Annotated in this window: 21 protein-coding genes; 11 read left to right on the top strand and 10 right to left on the bottom strand. The window is 40.6% G+C overall.

All coding sequences use genetic code 11. The annotated features are described in order from the left end of the window. Positions 1-2: 2 nt before the first annotated feature. Positions 3-926, top strand: coding sequence for a CysB family HTH-type transcriptional regulator (locus FTU46_RS04635; RefSeq protein ID WP_179992692.1), 924 nt, complete (start codon positions 3-5; stop codon positions 924-926). A gap of 119 nt (positions 927-1,045) precedes the next feature. Continuing rightward, positions 1,046-2,248, top strand: coding sequence for an outer membrane protein transport protein (locus tag FTU46_RS04630; protein WP_180104439.1), 1,203 nt, complete (start codon positions 1,046-1,048; stop codon positions 2,246-2,248). 62 nt (positions 2,249-2,310) lie between these two features. On the opposite strand, the gene carO is transcribed toward FTU46_RS04630, so the two are convergent. Then, positions 2,311-3,042 carry an ornithine uptake porin CarO type 6 gene (carO, locus tag FTU46_RS04625; RefSeq protein ID WP_179992690.1) on the bottom strand — a complete coding sequence of 244 codons (732 nt, stop codon included), beginning with the start codon at positions 3,040-3,042 and terminating at the stop codon, positions 2,311-2,313. A gap of 299 nt (positions 3,043-3,341) precedes the next feature. Between carO and dapD the strand changes: the two genes are divergently transcribed. The 5 genes from dapD (at position 3,342) to FTU46_RS04600 (ending at position 6,735) form a co-directional block, all read left to right on the top strand. Beyond that, positions 3,342-4,163 (top strand): 2,3,4,5-tetrahydropyridine-2,6-dicarboxylate N-succinyltransferase, encoded by an 822-nt coding sequence (gene dapD / locus FTU46_RS04620; RefSeq protein WP_004784553.1) that lies wholly within the window; start codon positions 3,342-3,344, stop codon positions 4,161-4,163. Positions 4,164-4,294: 131 nt separating this feature from the next. Further along, positions 4,295-5,005: a 7-carboxy-7-deazaguanine synthase QueE gene (queE, locus tag FTU46_RS04615; protein ID WP_180104438.1), complete on the top strand. Its 711-nt coding sequence runs from the start codon at positions 4,295-4,297 to the stop codon at positions 5,003-5,005. Between the two features lie 33 nt (positions 5,006-5,038). After that, a complete protein-coding gene (gene queC / locus FTU46_RS04610; protein ID WP_034704975.1) occupies positions 5,039-5,707 on the top strand; it encodes a 7-cyano-7-deazaguanine synthase QueC in 669 nt (222 codons plus the stop codon). A gap of 27 nt (positions 5,708-5,734) precedes the next feature. Then, positions 5,735-6,196, top strand: coding sequence for a hypothetical protein (locus FTU46_RS04605; protein WP_034171206.1), 462 nt, complete (start codon positions 5,735-5,737; stop codon positions 6,194-6,196). Positions 6,197-6,276: 80 nt separating this feature from the next. Beyond that, positions 6,277-6,735 (top strand): peroxiredoxin, encoded by a 459-nt coding sequence (locus FTU46_RS04600; RefSeq protein ID WP_180104437.1) that lies wholly within the window; start codon positions 6,277-6,279, stop codon positions 6,733-6,735. 74 nt (positions 6,736-6,809) lie between these two features. Here the strand turns inward: FTU46_RS04600 and FTU46_RS04595 are convergent, their stop codons facing one another. Further along, a complete protein-coding gene (locus tag FTU46_RS04595; protein ID WP_180104436.1) occupies positions 6,810-7,409 on the bottom strand; it encodes a LysE/ArgO family amino acid transporter in 600 nt (199 codons plus the stop codon). A gap of 107 nt (positions 7,410-7,516) precedes the next feature. Between FTU46_RS04595 and FTU46_RS04590 the strand changes: the two genes are divergently transcribed. Then, the gene (locus tag FTU46_RS04590; RefSeq protein WP_180104435.1) at positions 7,517-8,419 is read left to right on the top strand and encodes a LysR family transcriptional regulator ArgP; all 903 of its coding nucleotides are present in this window, start codon (positions 7,517-7,519) and stop codon (positions 8,417-8,419) included. A 46-nt stretch (positions 8,420-8,465) separates the two neighbouring features. Here the strand turns inward: FTU46_RS04590 and FTU46_RS04585 are convergent, their stop codons facing one another. After that, positions 8,466-9,029: a YceI family protein gene (locus FTU46_RS04585; protein ID WP_180104457.1), complete on the bottom strand. Its 564-nt coding sequence runs from the start codon at positions 9,027-9,029 to the stop codon at positions 8,466-8,468. 47 nt (positions 9,030-9,076) lie between these two features. Then, complete coding sequence (locus FTU46_RS04580; RefSeq protein WP_004784571.1) at positions 9,077-9,646, bottom strand: nicotinate-nicotinamide nucleotide adenylyltransferase; 570 nt, start codon at positions 9,644-9,646, stop codon at positions 9,077-9,079. A 101-nt stretch (positions 9,647-9,747) separates the two neighbouring features. Between FTU46_RS04580 and FTU46_RS04575 the strand changes: the two genes are divergently transcribed. Beyond that, on the top strand, positions 9,748-10,548 hold the full coding sequence (locus FTU46_RS04575) for an enoyl-CoA hydratase (protein WP_180104434.1): 801 nt from the start codon (positions 9,748-9,750) through the stop codon (positions 10,546-10,548). 73 nt (positions 10,549-10,621) lie between these two features. Next, positions 10,622-11,416: a nitroreductase family protein gene (locus FTU46_RS04570; protein WP_166138362.1), complete on the top strand. Its 795-nt coding sequence runs from the start codon at positions 10,622-10,624 to the stop codon at positions 11,414-11,416. A 111-nt stretch (positions 11,417-11,527) separates the two neighbouring features. On the opposite strand, the gene FTU46_RS04565 is transcribed toward FTU46_RS04570, so the two are convergent. Continuing rightward, positions 11,528-12,397 carry an IS982 family transposase gene (locus FTU46_RS04565; protein WP_180104456.1) on the bottom strand — a complete coding sequence of 290 codons (870 nt, stop codon included), beginning with the start codon at positions 12,395-12,397 and terminating at the stop codon, positions 11,528-11,530. A 271-nt stretch (positions 12,398-12,668) separates the two neighbouring features. Here FTU46_RS04565 and FTU46_RS04560 point away from each other — a divergent pair, with 271 nt between their 5' ends. Further along, positions 12,669-13,271, top strand: coding sequence for a hypothetical protein (locus FTU46_RS04560; RefSeq protein WP_180068915.1), 603 nt, complete (start codon positions 12,669-12,671; stop codon positions 13,269-13,271). Positions 13,272-13,350: 79 nt separating this feature from the next. On the opposite strand, the gene FTU46_RS04555 is transcribed toward FTU46_RS04560, so the two are convergent. From FTU46_RS04555 to purL, 5 genes are all read right to left on the bottom strand, one after another. Further along, complete coding sequence (locus tag FTU46_RS04555; RefSeq protein WP_180104433.1) at positions 13,351-14,817, bottom strand: carotenoid oxygenase family protein; 1,467 nt, start codon at positions 14,815-14,817, stop codon at positions 13,351-13,353. A 139-nt stretch (positions 14,818-14,956) separates the two neighbouring features. After that, positions 14,957-15,274, bottom strand: coding sequence for an NGG1p interacting factor NIF3 (locus FTU46_RS04550; protein ID WP_180104432.1), 318 nt, complete (start codon positions 15,272-15,274; stop codon positions 14,957-14,959). 17 nt (positions 15,275-15,291) lie between these two features. Next, positions 15,292-16,173 carry a LysR substrate-binding domain-containing protein gene (locus FTU46_RS04545; RefSeq protein WP_180104431.1) on the bottom strand — a complete coding sequence of 294 codons (882 nt, stop codon included), beginning with the start codon at positions 16,171-16,173 and terminating at the stop codon, positions 15,292-15,294. 480 nt (positions 16,174-16,653) lie between these two features. Then, positions 16,654-16,779, bottom strand: a complete 126-nt coding sequence (locus FTU46_RS16675) for a KGW motif small protein (protein WP_253144109.1) — start codon at positions 16,777-16,779, stop codon at positions 16,654-16,656. A 314-nt stretch (positions 16,780-17,093) separates the two neighbouring features. Then, complete coding sequence (gene purL / locus FTU46_RS04540) at positions 17,094-20,927, bottom strand: phosphoribosylformylglycinamidine synthase (RefSeq protein ID WP_180104455.1); 3,834 nt, start codon at positions 20,925-20,927, stop codon at positions 17,094-17,096. Between the last annotated feature and the right edge of the window lie 807 nt (positions 20,928-21,734).

Below are 21,734 nucleotides of genomic sequence, written 5' to 3'. Positions count from 1 at the left end.
TTATGAATTTCCAACAATTAAGAATTATTCGAGAAACTGTTAGACAGAATTTTAACTTAACTGAAGCTTCAGCCGCGCTTTACACTTCGCAGTCAGGTGTCAGTAAGCATATTAAAGATTTAGAAGATGAGCTTGGTGTACAGCTATTTATCCGTAAAGGTAAACGCCTATTAGGACTGACTGAACCAGGTCAGGCACTTCTTGGTATTGTAGAACGTATGCTGGTTGATGCAGACAATATTAAACGTCTTGCAGATGACTTTAACAAGGTCGATGAAGGTACATTAACGATTGCAACGACGCATACCCAAGCACGTTATGTATTACCGCCGATCGTGAATCAGTTCAAAAAAGAATTTCCGAAAGTTCATCTGATTTTGCAACAAGCCAGTCCAATGGAAATTACTGAAATGCTACTTCAGGGTGAAGCAGATATCGGGATTGCGACTGAAGCCTTAACGACTGAAGAAAATCTGGCGAGTGTGCCTTATTATAACTGGCAGCACAGTATTATTACGCCGCAAAATCACCCGCTAAATAGCAAAGAACAGATACGTATTGAAGACCTCGCTGGCTATCCGATTATTACTTATCATGGTGGTTTCACAGGCCGTTCTAAAATCGACTCAGCCTTTGAAGAAGCCGGTGTAGATGTTGATATTGTCATGTCAGCTCTGGATGCCGATGTGATTAAAACTTATGTCGAGCTCAACATGGGTGTCGGCATTGTCAATGATCTGGCTTATGATCCAGAACGTGACTATCGTCTGAAACAGATTAAAACCGATATTTTCGGAGTAAATACTACCTGGATCGCCGTACGTAAAGGCCACTTATTACGTGGTTATGGTTATGAGTTTATTTCTTTATGCTCACCAGATGCGGACATCAAGGCACTTAAAAAAGTGGCTTATCCAGATGAATAATATGGATTATGCTTTCTAAATTGAAGAGGCGTATTGCCTCTTTTTTTAATTTTAACAGTAGATTATTTCATTAAAAATCAAGCATAATTACAGTATAATTCAATAAATAAATTATATTAATGATGAGCTACAAATTTTCCCTCTTGGGATATGGACTGATTTTTTCCGGGACAAGTTTTGCAGCAGCTTTTGAGCAATCCAATCAAACTATCCAGTCCTTTTTTAAAAAGGAGCATTATGTCGAAGTCTCATTTGCCTGGACAAATCCCAATGTCAGCGGTCAGGTGCAGCATACCGAAGTATTAGAACAATTAGGTATTCAGGATTTTTCCACGGGTCAGCTTGCGAATAATCAGTTGGTTGCGAATGCTGCATTAAAATTACAGCTTCATCCACAGATCTCCTGGGGTCTTATTTACGATCAGCCCTTCCATGTCGATGTTGCATATCAATATAGTCCAATTTTTGCAGGTAAGCCTACAGAGATTGAAGCAGCCGATATTGAGTTTGATAGTCATAATCTGACTTCCATTCTTGGATATCAGCCTGATCCAAACTGGAATCTCTATGCAGGACTGAGTTATCAGACCTTAGAAGGTAATTTAAGTTTGGTAGGTGAATCTTTTTCAGTCTTTAATGGTTATCACGTTCAGCTTGAACAAAATGCTGCTTGGGGTTGGCTCGCTGGAATAAGCTATCAAACTCCTGAGTATTTCTTTAGAACAGCGTTAACTTATCGTTCAGCCATAAACCATCAACTGGAAACCACAGAATCAATTGCAGTCGGTATACCTACGTCAAACTTTACGAAAGTACAAACACCGCAGTCTATTAATTTAGATATTCAGAGCGGACTTCCCTCTCAGAATATTTTTTACGCGAGTTTACGCTGGGTAAATTGGCAAGATTTTGTCATTCAACCACCAAAATTCAGTGCAGTGATTGATTATGCCGCCTTGGAATTTCCTGAAGTAAAAGATATCAAGATGATCGATTATCAGGAGGATCAATGGTCGGCTAAATTTGGAATCACCCATCAATGGCCTTCTTCTATGATTAATTCTTTTGAAATCTTATGGGACTCAGGTACGGGAAATCCAGCTTCTACCTTGAATCCGAGTGACGGCTATTGGGGAGTCAGTTTGGGCTATTTTCAGAATTTTCAAAAACACTGGGATTTCGCTACAGGACTGTATTATTTAAAATTCCAAAAGCCTAAAACAGATACAAACGCTTCTATACCCCAGTTCGTAGGCTTATCTGCAGTGGATGATAATGATGTTTGGGTCGTCGGTATGAAGTTGGGCTATCATTTTCAATAGCTTCTAATAAATAAAAAAAACGAGCCGAAGCTCGTTTTTTTATTAGGCTTAGCAGCTACAGCTTAGAAGCGGAAGCTTACACCCAGTTTTGCCACTGGGAACCATTCATATTTATTATCTTCGCGAATTTTACGCTCTTCATTCTCAATCGCTGTACCTACGCTAGGAGAACCTTCTACTGGTGCAAGACCTGTAGCAGTTAAATCCACAGTTGGGTTACCATTGTAGTATGCGCCGATTTCACCAAATACACCCCAACGGTTAGTAATTGCTGGAGAGAAACCAAGACCTACATACGGAGCAATATTATTTTTGTAAGATAACTTACCATTTACACGACCTTCTGTAGCACCAGCAGCAAGTTGATAGTCATTGTTATCAATGCTTAAAGTTTCACCACCACCAATACGGCGAGATAGATCGTAATCATTATCAATATATGCTACACCGGCAGCCATATAGAACCAGTTCGCCCAAGGACGAATCTCAGCATTCAAGTAAGTCAGGTTATTATCCATATCCAGGTCATATTTTGTACCATTGATTGATAAATCATCAGTCCAAGAAATATCACCACCATTATAACCTAGAGTAACACCTACATAAGGGTTAGCATTCCAAGAGATCGCGCCACCGTAACCGGTAGTACCGACTTCAGCACGAACAGCTGCAGGTTTAAAGAAAGAGAATTCAGCTACGCCTTCATCTGTTACGATTGTTTCATCAGCAGCCATGACAGATCCAGCTGTGGCAGCTAGAACGGATACTGCTAAAAGTTGATATAAAGCTTTCATTATTTCTCTCCTCAAAAGAACTTTTTTTTCATCATTAGTTATTCGTGATGAGCTCAATATAAAGGAGTCAATGAATATTTTTTATTCGTGTTTTGCTGAGCTTTTGTTATTTTTTGATACATATTAATTTTTCTTGTTGAATGATAAGCTTTTTTTAAACAATGTTTGTACATATCTAAAATACGAAAAGGATACTAATCACTTTACTTGCGAATTTAATTCAGCACCCTTCCTAGTTTTCCATCTTTTTAGAGCAATATAGTGTAAAATATCGGAAATTTTTTTCTGGAAGGAAGATCATGTCTCAGCTTTCAACAATCATTGAACAAGCGTTTGAAGACCGTGCGAATTTCACAGCAGCAGACTGTCCTGCTGAAATCCGTCAAGCAGTTGAGGAAGTAATTGCTGGCCTGGACAATGGTACTTTACGTGTTGCTGAAAAAATCGAAGGTGAATGGGTTGTTCATCAATGGATTAAGAAAGCGGTATTGTTATCATTTAAATTAAACGATAACAAACCAATGGAAGCTTGTGATCTTCGCTTCTACGACAAAGTAGATACTAAATTCTCTGACTGGACTGACGAGCAGTTTAAAGCTGCTGGCGTACGTGTTGTTCCTCCGGCGGTAGCACGTAAAGGTTCTTTCCAGGCGAAAAACGTGGTACTGATGCCTTCTTATGTGAACATCGGTGCTTATGTAGATGAAGGTACGATGGTTGATACTTGGGCAACTGTAGGTTCATGTGCTCAAATTGGTAAAAATGTTCACTTGTCTGGTGGTGTAGGGATCGGTGGTGTTCTTGAACCGCTTCAAGCTAATCCAACTATTATTGAAGACAACTGTTTCATCGGTGCACGTTCTGAAATCGTTGAAGGCGTAATCGTTGAAGAAGGCTCTGTCATTTCTATGGGCGTATTCATTGGTCAATCTACCAAGATTTATGACCGTGAGACTGGCGAAATTCATTATGGCCGCGTACCTGCTGGTTCTGTTGTGGTATCAGGCAGCCTGCCATCTAAATGCGGTAAATACAGCTTATATGCAGCTGTAATCGTGAAAAAAGTAGATGCGAAAACTCGTGCTAAAACTAGCCTGAACGATTTGCTACGCGAAGACTAAGATGTCTTAACTTAGAGGACACATTTGTGTTCCTCGGAGCTTCAACCGCTCCTCGTCTCTACGGTCAGCAATGATCGTAGGGATTTTTATTTTTATACATTGTTATTTATTTTTCAGTGGTTAATGTTGTTATGAATACGCTTCGATCTTCCGCAATTCCAGTTTCTGATCCGTCTGCGGGCTTACGCATTACGGAGATCTTCTATTCATTACAAGGTGAAGCCAATACTGCAGGTTTACCGACCGTATTTATCCGCTTAACCGGATGTCCACTGCGCTGTACGTATTGTGATACTACCTATTCTTTTGAAGGTGGCGAGCGTAAATCTTTAGATGACATCATCCAGACCACGCTTGATTTTAAAACGCCTTATGTCTGTGTGACCGGTGGTGAACCATTAGCGCAACCGAACACCCTACCTCTGATACAGCGACTTGCAGATTTAGGCTGTGAAGTCTCTTTAGAAACCAGTGGTGCATTAGATGTTTCTAAAGTGGATGCACGGGTATCCAAAGTTCTGGATTTAAAAACGCCAACTTCAGGTGAAGTTGCACGAAATTTGCTTACAAATCTGGATCATTTGACTCAGCATGACCAGATTAAGTTTGTGATCTGTAATCGTGAAGATTATGAATGGTCAAAACAGCAGGTAGAACAGTACCAGTTGAATGAAAAAGTCAGTACAGTCTGGTTCTCCCCTGCATTTGCAGTTGAAAAAGGAGCTGCACGCTTGCCACAATTGGCACGTGATCTGGCTCAATGGATTTTAGAAGACCATCTCCCTGTTCGTTTCCAGCTGCAGCTGCACAAGTTGTTATGGAATGATGAAACTGGTCGTTAATTTTTGTAAATTTACTATATTGGAGTATTTGTTATGCGCCCTCGTGCCATTGTATTGTTATCTGGCGGATTAGATTCAACAACCTGTCTGGCTTGGGCGCAGGCACGCTATGAATGTATTGCACTGAGTTTTATGTATGGCCAACGCTCTACTACAGAACTTGATGCAGCTCGTGCACTGGCTCAACGCTCGGGTGTAGAACATCGTGTCATCAATATTGATTTAGGTAACCTAGGCGGCTCAGCCCTTACTGATCATAGCATTGAGGTACCAGACCAATTGCAGGAAGGTATTCCGGTAACCTATGTACCTGCACGAAATACCATCTTCTTATCTTATGCTTTGGCTGCTGCAGAAGTGTTCGGTGCTGAGGCAATTGTGATCGGGATTAATGCGGTGGATTATTCAGGTTATCCAGACTGCCGCCCGGAATTTATTGAAGCTTTTGCCAACATGGCACGCCTTGCAACCAAGGTCGGTGTTGAAGGTCAAGCCCTGAAATTTGAAACACCTTTGTTACATTTATCCAAAGCAAATATCATTCGCTTAGGCCTAGAACATGGCGTAGACTACAGTCAAACGGTATCTTGCTACCAAGCAGATGACCAAGGACGTGCGTGTGGAACATGTGACAGTTGTCGTTTACGCAAGCAAGGTTTTGCTGATGCAGGTGTTGAAGACCCGACACGTTATTACCTTTAAAATCGATCAAGGTTATAAATCCATATTATGAATATTAAAGCCAAATTACTTGCGACTAGCCTACTCTCTTTGTCTGCCCTATTTTCAACTGCATCTTTTGCAAATAATGATCAAGCTAAGGCAAAAGCAGAATTTGAGGCAATGAAAAAAGAATACACAACTGCCATGAAAAATGCTGGAAGCAGTTCAAATGTACGTGACGGTTTAATTAAAGCCTGTGCTATTCCATACAAACAGGCAGTGAAGTACAAAAAACTGACTCAGTCTGATGTGAATAAGCTTTGTACATGTGAAGTAGATGCAGAAGGTAAATTGACTCAAGCTCAGAAATGGCAGATTCAAAGCACCATTAACCAGAAGAAAAACCCTGCAACTTTAGACTTTGTTAAAAAACAAAGCCAGAATGTGCAGTCTTGTGTAGGCCCACAGCTCGCAGGTAAATTAAATTCACTTGCTGCAGAAGCCAATAAAGCCGCTCAAAAGAAATAATCCTGACGGATGTTTTTCTAGAATAAGCCACTATAATGTGGCTTATTTTTTTGAAAAAATTTAGAAAAATTGGAGAGACCATGTCTGAGATCAGCTTACCTGAGCACACTTTTTCAACCACTACAGGTGAAATTAATCTGGCCCAATTAAATGCAGAATGGTTAATTATCTATTTTTATCCTAAAGATTCTACACCGGGCTGTACCACTCAGGCAGTCGGTTTCTCTTGTTTAAAAGATCAGTTCGATGCACTCAATACGACTATTCTGGGCGTATCACGTGATTCGGTTAAAGCGCACCAGAACTTTACTGAAAAACAGAATCTGACTATCAATCTGATCAGTGATAAAGAGGAAGTGTTATGCAAACACTTTGATGTCATTAAAGAAAAGAATATGTATGGCAAGAAAGTCATGGGCATTGAACGCTCTACCTTCATTTTCCATAATGGCAAGCTGGTCAAAGAATACCGTAAAGTAAAAGCTGCTGGCCATGCTGAACAGGTTTTAGAAGATTTGAAAGCATTACAAGCAGCTTAAGATCTTTCATAAAATGAAAAAGGCATGAATAGAAATATCATGCCTTTTTCTTTAGAGTTACTGCAAAGAATAATTCAGTTCACTAAAGAAACTGCAATTGACCACATTACACAGCCAATGAGTACATCCAGTATTTTCCAGGCTTCTGGACGCTGAAAAATAGGTTGCAAATAACGTGCTGCATAGCCCAGTCCAAAAAAGAATACAAAGGATGCACTAATCGCTCCTAAGGCAAATTGTATCTGTGCATTGGAATATTGGGTGGAGATAGAACCAATCAAGACCAAAGCATCCAGATAGACATGCGGATTGAGCCAGGTCAGCATCAAACAAATCAGCAAAACCTTATATAAAGAAGGCACATCTTTTTGATCTGTGTCCAGACGCTGCTCATTCTTCCAGGCCTGATAAAAATGCTGAGCGCCATAGATCGCCAGAAAAGTCGCGCCCAGATATTTCGCCATATTGATCCAGTGTGGATTGACCAGCATCAATTGTGAAAATCCCAGAACACCGGCAAAAATCAATATCGCATCAGATAAGGCACAACACATACAGATCGCAAAGACATACTGCTGTTTCAAGCCCTGTTTCAATACAAAAGCATTTTGTGCACCAATGGCAATAATCAGGCTAAAGCCTACCGCCAGACCTTGTATATATGCATTTAACATTGGAATATCATGGAATTATAAAGATGGAGATCATTATCTATGTTATTCTTTTCAATTAAATATAATTAAGAAAATATCATTCAGACTAAATTTTATTTAGGTAAGCTATGCCACTTAATTCTAAAAACTGTGATGCTTTTCTGGCTGTTGCAGAAACCCAAAGCTTTGATGCTGCCGCAAAAGTATTAAATATAACGGCTTCGGCAGTCACTTTAAGAGTGCAAAATCTGGAAAGAGATTTGGGGCAAGTTCTGGTGCTACGTGAGCGTCCTTGTAAAGTGACCAATGCCGGTCAAACCTTACTGAATTATTTGCAGCATCAACGCCTGTTACAGCAGCAATTGATCCAGCAATTAAATGGTCAAAATAAAGCAGAATTTAGCTCGATTCATATTGCGGTAAATGCGGATTCACTCGCGACCTGGTTATTTCCCTGTCTGAATACTACCCTGCTTGCAGAGAAAATCACTTTGAATCTTCAGGTCGCTGTTCAAAGTGAAACTCATAAGCTTCTAGAGCAGGGTCAAGTCAATGCCTGTATTAGCAGTGAGAGTAAAGCCATGCCAGGCTGTAAGGCTCATTTTATCGGGCAGATGCATTATAGAATGGTTGCAACACCTGCCTTTGTGCATTCATGGTTTAGACAAGGCATTCACCGGGAATCACTGCGTAAGGCACCCGCTGTAATTTATAATGATCAGGATCATCTACATAGCCATCTACTGTTAACTCAATTTGGCTTAAACCAGCAATGTTTTCCTTTTCACTATATCCCTTCCTCGACCGCCTTTGCGGATGCCATTTTTTCAGGATTGGGATACGGTTTGGTGCCAGACTATCAAATTGCGGACCGGATTCAAAATGGGACACTGATCGAAATACTGCCTGAATGCTGTTGTGATGTACCTTTATATTGGCATCACTGGAAACAGCAGTCTCCCGCTCTAAAACAGTTAACCAAAGTCATTCTGGAACAGGCAGAACAATGTATGAATAATCCAATTCAATAAGCAGTTCTATGATGTCCTGCCGAATTCACAGAAATTGAATATCAGATTATTGGGTTTTCCACTGTCCCATTAGGTGAATATTAACTTTTTCACCCACGCCTGCAGTGGCTTTCTTCATCCCAAAATCTGAGCGATTAATTACCGTAGTGGATTTCACATCGAGTAAATTAGGATTAGCCTTGTTCGATGTCAGAGTGGTATCGAATACCACTGGTCGAGTAACACCTCTTAGAGTGAGTTGCCCCATAACCTGATAACGATTCGTACCATTTGGCTTAAACTGGGTACTTTTGAAATTGACTGTTTTATAGCGCGATGCATGAAACAGGTCCTCACCCATAATCATATTTTTAAGGCTGGGCTTGGAAACCTCCAGGCTATCCACCTGCATAGTGAACTCAGTAGATGACTGTTGTGGCCGATCGGGATCAAAATGCATGGTTGCCTTGAACTCTTGAAAATTTCCCTTTACCACATTCAAACCCAAGGAGTTAATGCTAAAGCCGACACTACTTTGAGGCGTCAATGTCCAGCTTTTAGCATACGCAGCCGATATACACATAGCAGATAGAGCACCCGCATAAGCTATATTTTTCAGGAATAGATTCATTGTGTTCATCCTTAACAATCAAATGAACTCACTACCTTAAAACGGTTTTAGCCCAGATTTGTTTTATCATTTAGTTCAAACTTGTTGACCAATTGTTGATAAATCTCATTATTTTTAAATTTATGTAAAAACTCACTGGTGCCTAAAGGAAAAGCCGATTCCACCACTTCACCGCGATAATACGCTTCACGTAAAGGAGTGGCGGATATAGCGCCGACCAAGCTATCGAGTTCCACCATTTCCCATTCCGGGAACAAACTTAAATAATAAGAAGATTCATCTTTAAAGTGTCCAATTAGACCAACTTTTGCTTCTGCTTCAACTACTTCAGACACCAACGATTTCACCAGTTTTTGCCATTTTTCATCATTATAGACATCAATGACATGGACAAATTTAATGCGCTTCTGATCTGCTTCAGAAAAATTCGACAGGATCATTTCTTCACGTTCAGTGGCCAGAAATGGATTTTTAATATTGCGTTCTTGCTGTGCTGAGCCTAATGCCAGAATCACCTGCTGGCTCTGCTGCAAGGCAATTTTAATCGTTTGCATATGGGCCAGATGGAAAGGTTGAAAACGACCAATAAACACCAGGTAATCAAATTTATACTTCATAGCACATCTTACTTTTATGAACGCATCAGTTATGCCGCAGGGAATTTTTTGCGACATAATAAGCGCCAATAAATTCATATTAATAAAGCAAGGATAGTACGATGACACTGAGCTGTATTCAACAACCGCATCAGCATTTAAATGCGAATTTAGACCATGGCGTATTGACCTTAGCCATTCACCGTCCTGAAGCAAAAAATGCGCTTTACGGCGAACTATATCTATGGATCGCACAGGCCTTGGATGAGGCAGATCAGAATAGTAGCGTGCGTGTCGTGATTCTACGTGGTCAGGATGCAGACTTTAGTGCCGGCAATGACATGCAGGACTTCATGAAGTTTATTCAGACACCTCTGCAAGGTAAGGCTGGCGATACCCCTCCTTTTGTGCTGTTGAAGTCCGCTGCAAAATTTTCCAAGCCTTTAATTGCTGCCGTTCGTGGTGTGGCGATTGGGATCGGGGTAACGATTCTGCTGCATGCTGATCTGGTTTATAGTGACAATACTGCCCTGTTCCAGATTCCATTTGTTAGCCTTGGCCTGTCGCCTGAAGGCGCTTCAAGTAAGCTGTTAGTACAACAAGCTGGCTATCATAAAGCGGCTGAGTTACTGCTTACTGCACAGCGATTTAATAGTGAAAAAGCATTGGGTGCAGGTCTGGTAAATAGCATTGAGGAAGATGTCTATGCCGCTGCTGAAAAACAGGCAAAAACTCTTGCCGCTTTACCCCTGGCTTCTATTAAACAAACCAAAGCACTGATGAAGCATAATCTGGCTGAAATTATCGAGTGTATTGATGATGAAGCGGAGATCTTTATGAAACGTGTGGGTTCACCTGAAATGACGGAAGCCGTTCAGGCGTTTATGCAAAAACGGAAACCTGATTTCACACAATTCAACTAATTCTGAAACTTATCTTTTAATTGAGGCAGTTTAGACTGCCTCAATCTTTTATTTTTTTGAAAGAATCTAGCTTATGACTAATGAAAACTCCCAAACGACTTCTCAAACAACCGATAGTTCAAATCCTGAAAAGAAACGTTACTACGAACCTGCACCTCAGGATATTGATGTAGACAATTTCCGAAAGGTCATCGAAAGCCGACGTTCTGTACGTAAATTCACTAAAAAGCCAATTCCTGCCGAGGTCCTCGATGCCTGTCTGGACCTGGCCTTGCTGGCACCGAACTCCTCAAACCTGCAGCCATGGACATTTTATGTGGTGCAGAACCCATCCAAGAAAAAACGTCTGGTTAAAGCATGTATGAGCCAGCTTGCTGCTAAAACAGCTTCAGAACTGATTGTCTGTGTGGCACGTACTGACCGTGTAGATGAAATGGCAAAACTGAATATCAGCGAGTTTCCATTTCCTGAGGCTCCACCAGCCATTAAAAAGTACTATAAGTACATTCCATACAACTACAAAACCGGTTATTTAAATGCCTTTGGTAACTTTAAGAAAGTTGCTTTCAAAGTAGCACGTACACTCGATAAACAAATGCCAGTGTCTGCATTTAGCCCTGCTGATGCGAAACTTTGGGCAAGTAAAACCACAGCATTAGCCTGTGAAAACCTGGTACTGGCTTTACGTGCTTATGGTTTTGATAGCTGTATGATGGAAGGTTTCGATGAACCAATGGTTCGTGAAATTCTGGACCTGAATGATCAGCAATATCCGGTGATGGTGATTGGTGCTGGTGAACGTGCCAAAGATGGCGTGTTCTTCCCGCAGTATCGTTTTGATCGAGAGCTGTTTATTCAGAAGGTTTGAGTTTAAAAATAGTATTTAAAGGATTTAATAATATTAATTTACTTAATATTTGATGACATGGATGTCGCTTAATTAAGTATATTAGAAAAATCTAAATAACCCGAATCCTGCTTAAGCCGATGACTTCATAATTTGAATTGTTGGCTTATTTTTATGGATCAGTTGATATGCACACAAGGACGCGTAAATCCCTCCTAGAAATCCATGAACACTATGTGCTTTGCTTGTCACTAAATTGTACTGACCTTTCAATAAACTGAATAAAGTCTCTATCTTATTGCGCTGTTTTAAGTGATATTTATCTGACTCAGAAAGTTGTATAGCCTGCATATTTTTTCGATGATAGGTAATTAAATCAATACCTTGCTCTTTCAACCTACTCTTCAGTTCTTGACTAATATAGCCACGATCTCCATACAACTTTGCTTCCATCTCTTTAACGAGTCTCTCAACCATTTTGATATCAGCCAAATGTCCATTGGATAAAGCAGAACAAGCAATTTCACCAAATTGATTCATCACAATATGTAATTTACATCCATAGAACCACCCCATTGAGCTTTTAGCTCGTGTGGCAATCTTTTTTAAAGATTTATGACGTTGGATACGCTGATTCTTACATACGGGTAAAGTTGTAGAATCAACCCAGGCACAAGCTGTTTGAGCGCTAGAAGTTAGAGAAATATGCAATGCTTGAAGTGCGAGTTGATGTTGATTGATTAAATGAACCATCCGCTGATAGGATGGGAGGACCTTGAAAAGCTTATAATAAAAGCGCTGTATCATGCCATAAAAGGCTTTGAAATGATGAAGTTGAGAGTTCTTATACCAGACCGCGATAAAAATGATTTCTGAGATACTCAAGTGAGCGGTTCGGACTCTGGAGAAACGACGACTTTGTTTAAGGAAATTCCAGTAGGTTGCTTCAAATTTAAGAAAGAAATCATCAATTACGCAAAATAATTCGGTACTATTAAACATCGGGACTAGAGTTTTAAGTTTTGTGTGGTAACTCAACTGATGGCTCTAGTCCTCTTATTTTTCAAGTCAATTTTTTATCCGCGATTCGGGTATATTAGAAAAATCTAAATAATAATTTTATAGTTTCCTCATACAAGTATTTCATAATGATTTTATTCTTATAAAGAAGCATTTAAAACAAAAAATTTTAAATCATAAATTATCTTAACTGGATCAAAGCCAATTACGGGACAACACTTACTTTTAATGCAGGAAGTGGAGTTAAAGCAAAATGAAAATAAAATTTTTAACAATTAGTAGTTTATTTCTTTTAAATGGTTGCCAAGCAACAGCACCAACTATGAAAAATAGAATTAGTTTTGAAATGGATAATAAATATTGGCCGATCCATAGCATAGTATACAAAAACAATTGGCCTGAATGTGGCAACTTATCAGGAACACCAGATGCGATAAAAAAGCAAAGATATATTACAACCTATAGTAGCTGTAAAGTATCTCCTGAAGGTTATGTCCCTCAACAAATTATTATTGAATACGTGCCTTGGTTGACTTATGAAGAGCAGATAAAAAAAGGATATGGTGTTCCTGAAGAATTACGTTACGCTCAAGGAGAAGCAGCAGCAAAAAAAAGACTAGCTATAATGGCAGCACAACAGGAGAGTATATCAAAACTCCCAATCACAGCATGGAAAAAAATTGTACTTACTCCCCCTAAAGAGGTAGAAAAATACAAATATCAAATTCCCGAAGGAAAAGGCAATCGAAGTCGAGGTAAAAATATCCACTACATCATTTCCCTTAATCCCGATGGTAGCTATGATATAGAAACCAAATTGTACTGGGTCTCAAAATATCAAGAAAAGTGGAATTGAAGATTTATTTAAGCATCTAGTAAAGTCCGTTTGATTTCACACGGACTTAAATAAACTAAAATTTTTCCTAAATATAATTTTATATTACTTTCAACTTTCGATAATCAATCCAATTACAATGAAACCCAACCGCCACTCGGACGGGTAAATAAATTGTGGCAATTGGCCCATCCTTAATATGCTGTGCATCCAAAATCACAACTTTCGAAGGGCTACAATCTAAAGCATGCACATAAGACATGAGCCAACCATCATTTTCAGCTTGTGCACCCTCTCTTTCGACGAAAATAGCCTCACCTGTGACCCAATTTTCTCCGAATGAATAACTTTCTATGGTCGTAGTTTCTAAATCATGACCCAATAAGCTATTACTGCTGACATGGTAAGGATCATCAAATTCGCCAAAGGAAATGCTATAAGCATAACGATATGGCCGCCCGGTATAAGCTTCATTAATGCGTGGGAATTCCTGTTTAACATCCGATAAGATTGTCCGCTTCACTTTCCCTGTTTTTTTTTCGAAGACAAATCGTTCTAATCGAAGATTCTGATCTTCAATTGGGCCCTGAATCGAATGCACCATCGCTTTGGAATGTACCACTGCATCCATGACGACATCCCCTGTATCCAGATCATAAGCATTCATGGTATGGAAAATAAAACAGGGATCAATGTTGTACCAGCGTATATCCTGAGCACTTCCACCAAAAGGTAATAAACCAATACGTGCCTGATGTTCCGGGTTCCATTGATATGGCAGCAATGAACCTTTTAAGGCACTCTGCATCGAGAAATTTACATTTAAGTCCAGAATTAAAACCTGAGATTCAGTAATAGCACAGTCATGTACCATCGGACCATGTTTTACCGGAATTTCCACATGATTTTTCAGTTTGCCCTTGGCATCGATATGCAGATAAAAGACTTTATTATGGGTTAGCCCATCATAACAAACCGCATGAATATCGCCGGTATCCGGATCAATATGTGGATGTGCAGTAAATGGTAAATCTGGATCATCATTCTCAAACAGATGATGGCGTTTAGATTCTAATTCACTATTTACTTCGATTGGATAAGCACCCGCTTCGACCAATGCCCAGATTTTCCCAGCAAAATTGATGATATTGGTATTTACTGGATCAGCTACACCACGACTTTTCCCCGGAATCACTGAGCGATGTAATTTCTTCTGTACACTATCCGCACCGACATATTGGCTTTTGTACCAGTGTGCTTCACCTTCTTTAAGCCGTAACGCATGAATCATCCCATCACCAGTAAACCATTGATAAATTTTTGGATTTTTCACTGTAATGGGGTTCGGGCCAATTCGCATCAAGGCGCCATCTAATTCTTTCGGGATTTGCCCTTCTACCTTCAATTGAGTTGAAAAATGCTCCTGCCGCTGCGGTGCAAAAATACCATCCAGATAAGGATTATCATGGGAATATGGAATACGGTTATGTAGGATTTCTGCGCCGTATTGAATAGATTTATTCAGCGTATTTTTGAACATGCTGCTCAGCGGTTTTGGCAACTGCATTGTTATATTCCTTGTTTTATTCTTTTATTTGAGTTGTTCTGACGAATTTTATAATAATAAAAGCAGATTGGGTGTTTTTATATATAGATAGACGGCACATTAACACTAATGCACCGTCGGTTTATATCACTTCTAAAATTTAAACTTTTATATCTAAAAGCTGGATAAATTCAAATGCCGGTTCTTCATAAGGATGACTTTCTTTTAGAGCCTTAGCCACTTCAACCGCCTTTTCATCAGGCACAAGAATTTCGACCCGCCATTCTTCCACTTTTTCTAGCTGGCCAATTTCCCCAATATGAGGATCTGCGCCTTGCTGTGGCTTAAATTGTCCAGTTCCCAGAATTTGCCAGGCACAATCGGTATACTCCCCAATACCACCCGCACCTGCTGCAAAGACGGCTTTCTTGGTTTCCTCTAGGTTTTCATCTGGTACGTAATAAATCAGTTTAAGCATATATCCCTACAAGTTTTTCAATCATTTACCGTATTGTTAAGGGCTTCGGTAATAATATTCAATGCTGGATTTTGAGAGTTCTTGTTAAATGTTGCATATAGTTCGACTTGAGGTAAAGGTCGATCTGTCTGGATCACTTTCACTTCATCATTCAGGAAACGTAATAAATAATCGGGAGCAAAACTAAAACCCATACCCATATTGATCAGGTTAATATGCTGTAGCACATTGGTCGCCCACAGCACTTGATCGTGCTTTAGCTGATCAAAGGACATCAAGGTATTGAGTCTTTCATAAAATATGGGTGATGCATTATGATCACACATAATAATTGTATGATTTTTCAGTTCCTGTAATTTCAGTATCCGATCGGTTGGGTGCAAATGCTTGGCTGCAACCAAATGAATTTGCTCCGTCAATAAATGGATATTGTCAAAATCCGGATGATCCAGCTGAAAACGGGTAATACTTAGATCCAGTTCGGCATTTTTTAGACGTTGAAGCTGTTCCAGACAGAATAGACTATGCAGATGAATTTTCAGATCTGGCATGGTCTTTTTCAGCTTGGCCAAAATATGTGGCATGACTTTTAGTTCGGCAACATTCAGAAAACCAATATGAATCTGGTTATTTTTCTGCTGGGCCACCTGTCGTGCTGATGCAACAGCCAATTTGGCATTTTCCAGAGCTTTTTCTGCATAGATTAAAAAGGCTTGGCCTTCATCGGTTAACTGTATTTTCCCTGAAGAACGCTCAAACAGGTTAACGCCAACTTCCTGCTCCAAATCTTTAATCTGCTGGCTTAAAGAAGGTTGAGCCGTAAACAGCTTTTCAGCAGCCCTAGTGAAACTCTGCTCCTGCGCCACGGTAATAAAATAGCGTAAATGTCGAAGTTCCATAGATTGCTCACTTCAAAAAATAGGTGCTTATCTTACGATTTAGGCCAACGTATTGAAAATATTAATAGATCAATAGCTTATACGAATACTCATATAACTACCTTCTATGCATGGCTCGACTTTGCCCCCTCATACATTTATGCCTGTATCAGATTTACACATGGTGTCTTGCATGATGCAGTATTCGACATTGAGGTTCGGGTGAAGGCTGGAAATAGGCAGCTAAATCTTTGAACTTACCATATCTGGATGTGATTCAGATTGCTTCTCATGATGTTATAAACCCTAGAATGGCAAGTCTGAAATTCATGAATCTGTGTAATTCTGTTTAGGCCGGTTGGTTATATCGCTTGGCGTTATCAGGACAGTATTAATAATGCTTTTGATTTTGTGAATACGTAGAAGGTAACACTAAAGCAGATTCAGCTCACTGTTTGGCGATAAAAAGCCACCTCTCGGTGGCTTTTTTAAATCTGTTGATCAAGAACCCTGTAGCAAATAACTACCTACCAAGAACAACACCTGTAGGCCAACAACAAAACCAAATAACCACCAACCTTTCTGACGTAATTCTGTTCTATCCATTATTCTGAGCGTCTTAGCCATGTCATCACCTCATTCTTGAGTGTTGATACTGAACTGATCTATACCATCTTTCCTTTAAAGTGCATAAATATTGTGCATTATTTACACAATATCACTTCTATACAGATATAAAAGCAAAATCTAAACCAGTTCAGCGGGAGAAAATTAAATAAATGTTTCAAACTGCTTAAAAAGCAAAAAGCCACCCACTGGTGGCAATTGATGAAGCTAGTCTAAACAAAAGTAAATGATTTTTCTAGTTTTACTAATTTCCCATAAGTTCAAATTATAAAAAAGGGTCGCTACTGCGACCCATTTTTTGAAGCTAAATCAGATTAGCCAATGAACTTACGCGCATTACGGAACATGCGTAACCATGCACCGTCCTGATCCCAGTCTTCAGGTTTCCAAGAGTGCTGGATCGCACGGAAGTTACGCTCAGGGTGTGGCATCAAGATAGTCGCACGACCATCTTTCGAAGTGACACCAGAGATCCCTTCAGGCGAACCATTCGGGTTCAATGGATATTGCTCAGTCGCATTACCTTGGCTATCGACATAACGCATGATCACCTGGTTATTGGCATTCAATGCAGCAATGCTTTCAGCTGATGCAACCACACGACCTTCACCATGTGCCACAGCGATTGGAAGAATTGAACCTTCCATACCTTCTAGCAATACAGAATGAGATTTCTCTACACGAACATTGACGCTACGTGCTTCAAATACTTCTGATTTGTTGCGATGGAAACGTGGCCAAGCATCTGCACCTGGAATCAGTGGAGCCAATTGAGACAACATTTGACAACCGTTACAGATACCTAAAGAGAAGGTTTCTTGACGGTTAAAGAATTTCTCGAACTGGTCACGGAGTTGCTGGTTAAACAATACTGATTTTGCCCAGCCACCGCCTGCGCCTAATACGTCACCGTAAGAGAAACCACCACATGTCACCAGACCTTCGAAGTCATCCAAGCTGATACGACCAGCAAGCAAGTCACTCATGTGTACGTCAACTGTATTGAAGCCGACTTTGTCGAATGCTGCTGCCATTTCTACATGACCATTCACACCCTGTTCACGCAAAATCGCCATATTTGGACGACGTGAATTGATGTACGGCGCTTCGATTTGCTCGTTCAGATCAAATGTCGGTTGAGCAATCAAACCTTTGTGTGATTTATCAGTAACCAACGCAAATTCTTGATCTGCAGTTTCTACGTTGTCACGCAGACGCTGGATTTGATGAGAAACTTCTGTCCAAGCTACTTGCAGGTCAGCACGTTCCAGTACCAGACCATTTACAAATAACTGATCAGAGTTATTCACTGTACCCACTACAGAGATCGCATCTTTCAGAGTAGAAGCAGCGATTTCTGCTTGCAATGCTTCCCAATCCGCTTTCGCGATTTGCAGAACTGCACCAATTTCTTCAGCGAATAATGCTTCGACTGATTGGTCTTCTAGAGCTACGCCTAGACGTGCAGCAAACATCATTTCTGCAACAGTTGCCAGTAAACCACCATCACCGATGTCATGGTAAGCCTTGATCAGACCACGGTTGTTCCAGTCTTGAATCAGTGCAAAGAATGCTTTGAAATCTTCGAAGCTATCGACATCTGGAGTTACAGTACCGATGGCTTTGTATACCTGAGCCAGGATTGAACCACCGAGACGGAACTGGCCTTTAGACAGATCAATACGAACCAGTACAGATTCAATATTTTTCAGCTCAGGGGTTAATGTCTTACGAACATCAGTTACAGGTGCAAATGCAGTGATCACGCCTGACATCGGAGAAGTTACGGACTTGTCTTCACCTTCGTCATTCCAGGTGGTACGCATTGACAATGAGTCTTTACCAACTGGAATTGCAATGCCCAGTGCTGGACACATTTCCATACCAATGGCTTTTACGCCTTCAAACAAGGCTTGGTCTTCGCCCGGTTGACCAGCCGCCGCCATCCAGTTTGCAGACAGTTTGATGTCGCTGATCTGATCAATCTTCGCAGACATGATGTTCGAGATCGATTCAGCAACTGATAAACGTGCAGAAGCCGCTGGGTTTAACAATGCAACTGGTGGACGTTCCCCCATTGCCATTGCTTCGCCCGTGTAACCGACAAGGCTGGTAGTCGTTACCGCAGCATCTGCTACAGGAACCTGCCATGGGCCGACCATTTGATCACGTGCCACCATACCGGTGATCGAACGGTCACCAATGGTGATCAGGAATGATTTAGAAGCCACAGTCGGGTTCTTGATCACGCGATAAATCGCATCTTTCAGATCAGTCACTTTAGACGCATCAAAGTCATCGCCTTTACGCGGAGCAGTTTCATATGAACGGCTCATACGTGGTGTACCACCAAGCATCACTTGCATTGGCATATCCACTGGCTTGTTGCCGAACAATGGATCTTCAACGGTTAAGTGACGCGCTTCAGTCGCTTCACCGAGTACTGCAAACGGACAACGTTCACGCGCACAGATCGATTCGAATAACGGTAGAGATTCTGGACGGATCGCAAGCACATAACGCTCTTGCGCTTCGTTTGACCAGATTTCCATTGGTGACATGCCTGGCTCAAGCGATGGGATCTTACGCAGATCAAGCACCGCACCAAGCTCGTGGTCATTAACTAGTTCAGGCATAGCATTCGAGATACCGCCCGCACCGACGTCATGTACAGAAACGATCGGGTTCTCATCTTCCATGCGCCAGCAAGTATCAATCACTTCCTGACAACGACGTTCCATTTCCGGGTTTTCACGTTGTACAGAAGCGAAGTCCAGGTTTTCACCCAGTTTACCGCTGTCTACAGAAGATGCTGCACCGCCACCAAGACCGATCAGCATGGCTGGACCACCAAGCACGATCAGTAAGTCACCTGGTTGAATCGCATCTTTTTCAACGTGGTCCGGACGAATGTTACCGTAACCACCCGCGATCATGATTGGCTTATGGAAGCCTTTCACTTCGCCATTGACGTTTTGTTCGAAGGTACGGAAATAACCCGTCAGCGCTGGACGACCAAATTCGTTGTTAAACGCTGCGCCGCCTAATGGACCTTCAATCATGATTTGAAGTGGAGATGCCATACGTGAAGGTTTGCCATAGTTTTCTTCCCAAGGCTGTTCGAAGCCAGGAATATTCAGGTTAGATACGGTGAAACCCGTTAAACCAGCTTTCGGTTTACCACCACGACCAGTCGCGCCTTCGTCACGAATCTCACCGCCTGAACCTGTCGCAGCACCGGCAAATGGTGCAATCGCTGTTGGGTGGTTGTGAGTTTCCACTTTCATCAAGATGTGAGCGGCCTGGCTTTTGTATTTATAAACGTGTTGACCGTTATCTTCTTGAGTTGGATAGAAACGTTGCGTATCAAAACCAACAATCACCGATGCGTTGTCTTTATAAGCCGACAATACGTCTGTTGGTGATTCTTTATAGGTATTTTTGATCATCTGGAACAATGACAATGGTTGAACTTCACCATCAATCGTCCATTCAGAACCGAAGATTTTATGACGGCAGTGCTCTGAGTTTGCCTGAGCAAACATCATCAGTTCGATGTCGTTCGGGTTACGACCCAGTTTGGTAAATGCTTCTGTCAGGTAATCAATTTCCTGTTCAGACAGCGCAAAACCGAATTCATTATTGGCTTTTACCAGTGCTTCTTTACCTTGACCCAGGATATCAATCGAGTTCAAAGGTTTTGGTGCAGTTTCAGTAAACAACACTGCAGCATCTTCAATCGCATTGAAAACACTTTCAGTCATGCGGTCATGCAAGATCTGTAATGCTTCTTTAGAAAGTTCTTTTTCGCCCTTCAAAGTAAACAAAACACCGCGTTCTAAACGATGAACCGGTGTATTACAGTTGGCAAAAATATCAGTTGCCTTTGATGACCACGGTGAAATCGTGCCGACACGCGGTGTCACCAGAATCTGGATTTCATCACTTGCAGCCTGGTGCAGTTCAAATGATTGACCATCGTTGAGAAGCTGTAAAGCGGATTGCTGTTGTTGCTCGTTGAGCGCTTGGTCAAAAAGATAAACAAATTGACTTTCTAGTGATTGAACAGAACTAATTGACGATAAACGTGTGAGTAGTTGAGCTTTCTTAAAAGAAGAATGTGCAGGTGCACCGGCAACGATAAACATGCTGATTTTGGCTCCACGGGATGATCGAGCGACCATGCCACAATGTGACTTGAGAGAGCGCATATTCTACTGTGAAATAAGGAAATCGGCTAGATGCCAAATCAGAAAACTACGCCTGAAATATCCTGGACTTTTAAAATATTCCGTTCATTTTCAGTTAGGAAAATTGAATGTAGTCGCACAGGTTAACACATTTTTTTCAAGAAAAATCAAAACCGCTTCAGAATAATTTTCTGCATAAAAATTGTATTATTTTTCAACAACAATCGGGACAAAATCAAATTCAGGTTTTATTGTCATGACCTGCCAAAACTCCTATTTAGGCCAAAATGAAATACTTGATTACAAGATTTAATGAAGTCGTATTTTTTGCAGACTGTTTTTGATTCTTTTGATTGACTCTTAACTTTGACTTCTAAGATTAGAAAACTGGTTAAAGGTCTTCTGCCGTTTTCTGTACTACAAGGAACAGTTCTCCGCTGATCTCCGCCATTACAGTAACAGAGGCAAATTACTCCCCTCTATGAAAGAATAATTAATACTGAGTGGTATTTTAATCTGACATCATCTGCGGGGGAAAAACTGGACATCTATTCTCACCTTCTAAAAGAATAAAAATAAAGTTTCTTATTTGGGCCTTTTATTTTTTTATATTTGATTTTTATCTTCTCAGATCATAATTAAGCGAAATTTACTCATCTAAAAGACCAAAAAATATATCGACAAAATCCCCACCATATCCAATATTTTGAAATTTCATCATTTATTCATGAGCTCTATTATGTGTAAAAAACACAATATAAATAG

Origin of the sequence: Acinetobacter sp. YH12108 (genome assembly GCF_013419055.1) — a bacterium.
Lineage (GTDB): Bacteria > Pseudomonadota > Gammaproteobacteria > Pseudomonadales > Moraxellaceae > Acinetobacter.
Note: the sequence above shows the minus strand (reverse complement) of the source record. Positions and strands in the feature narration are given on the sequence as shown.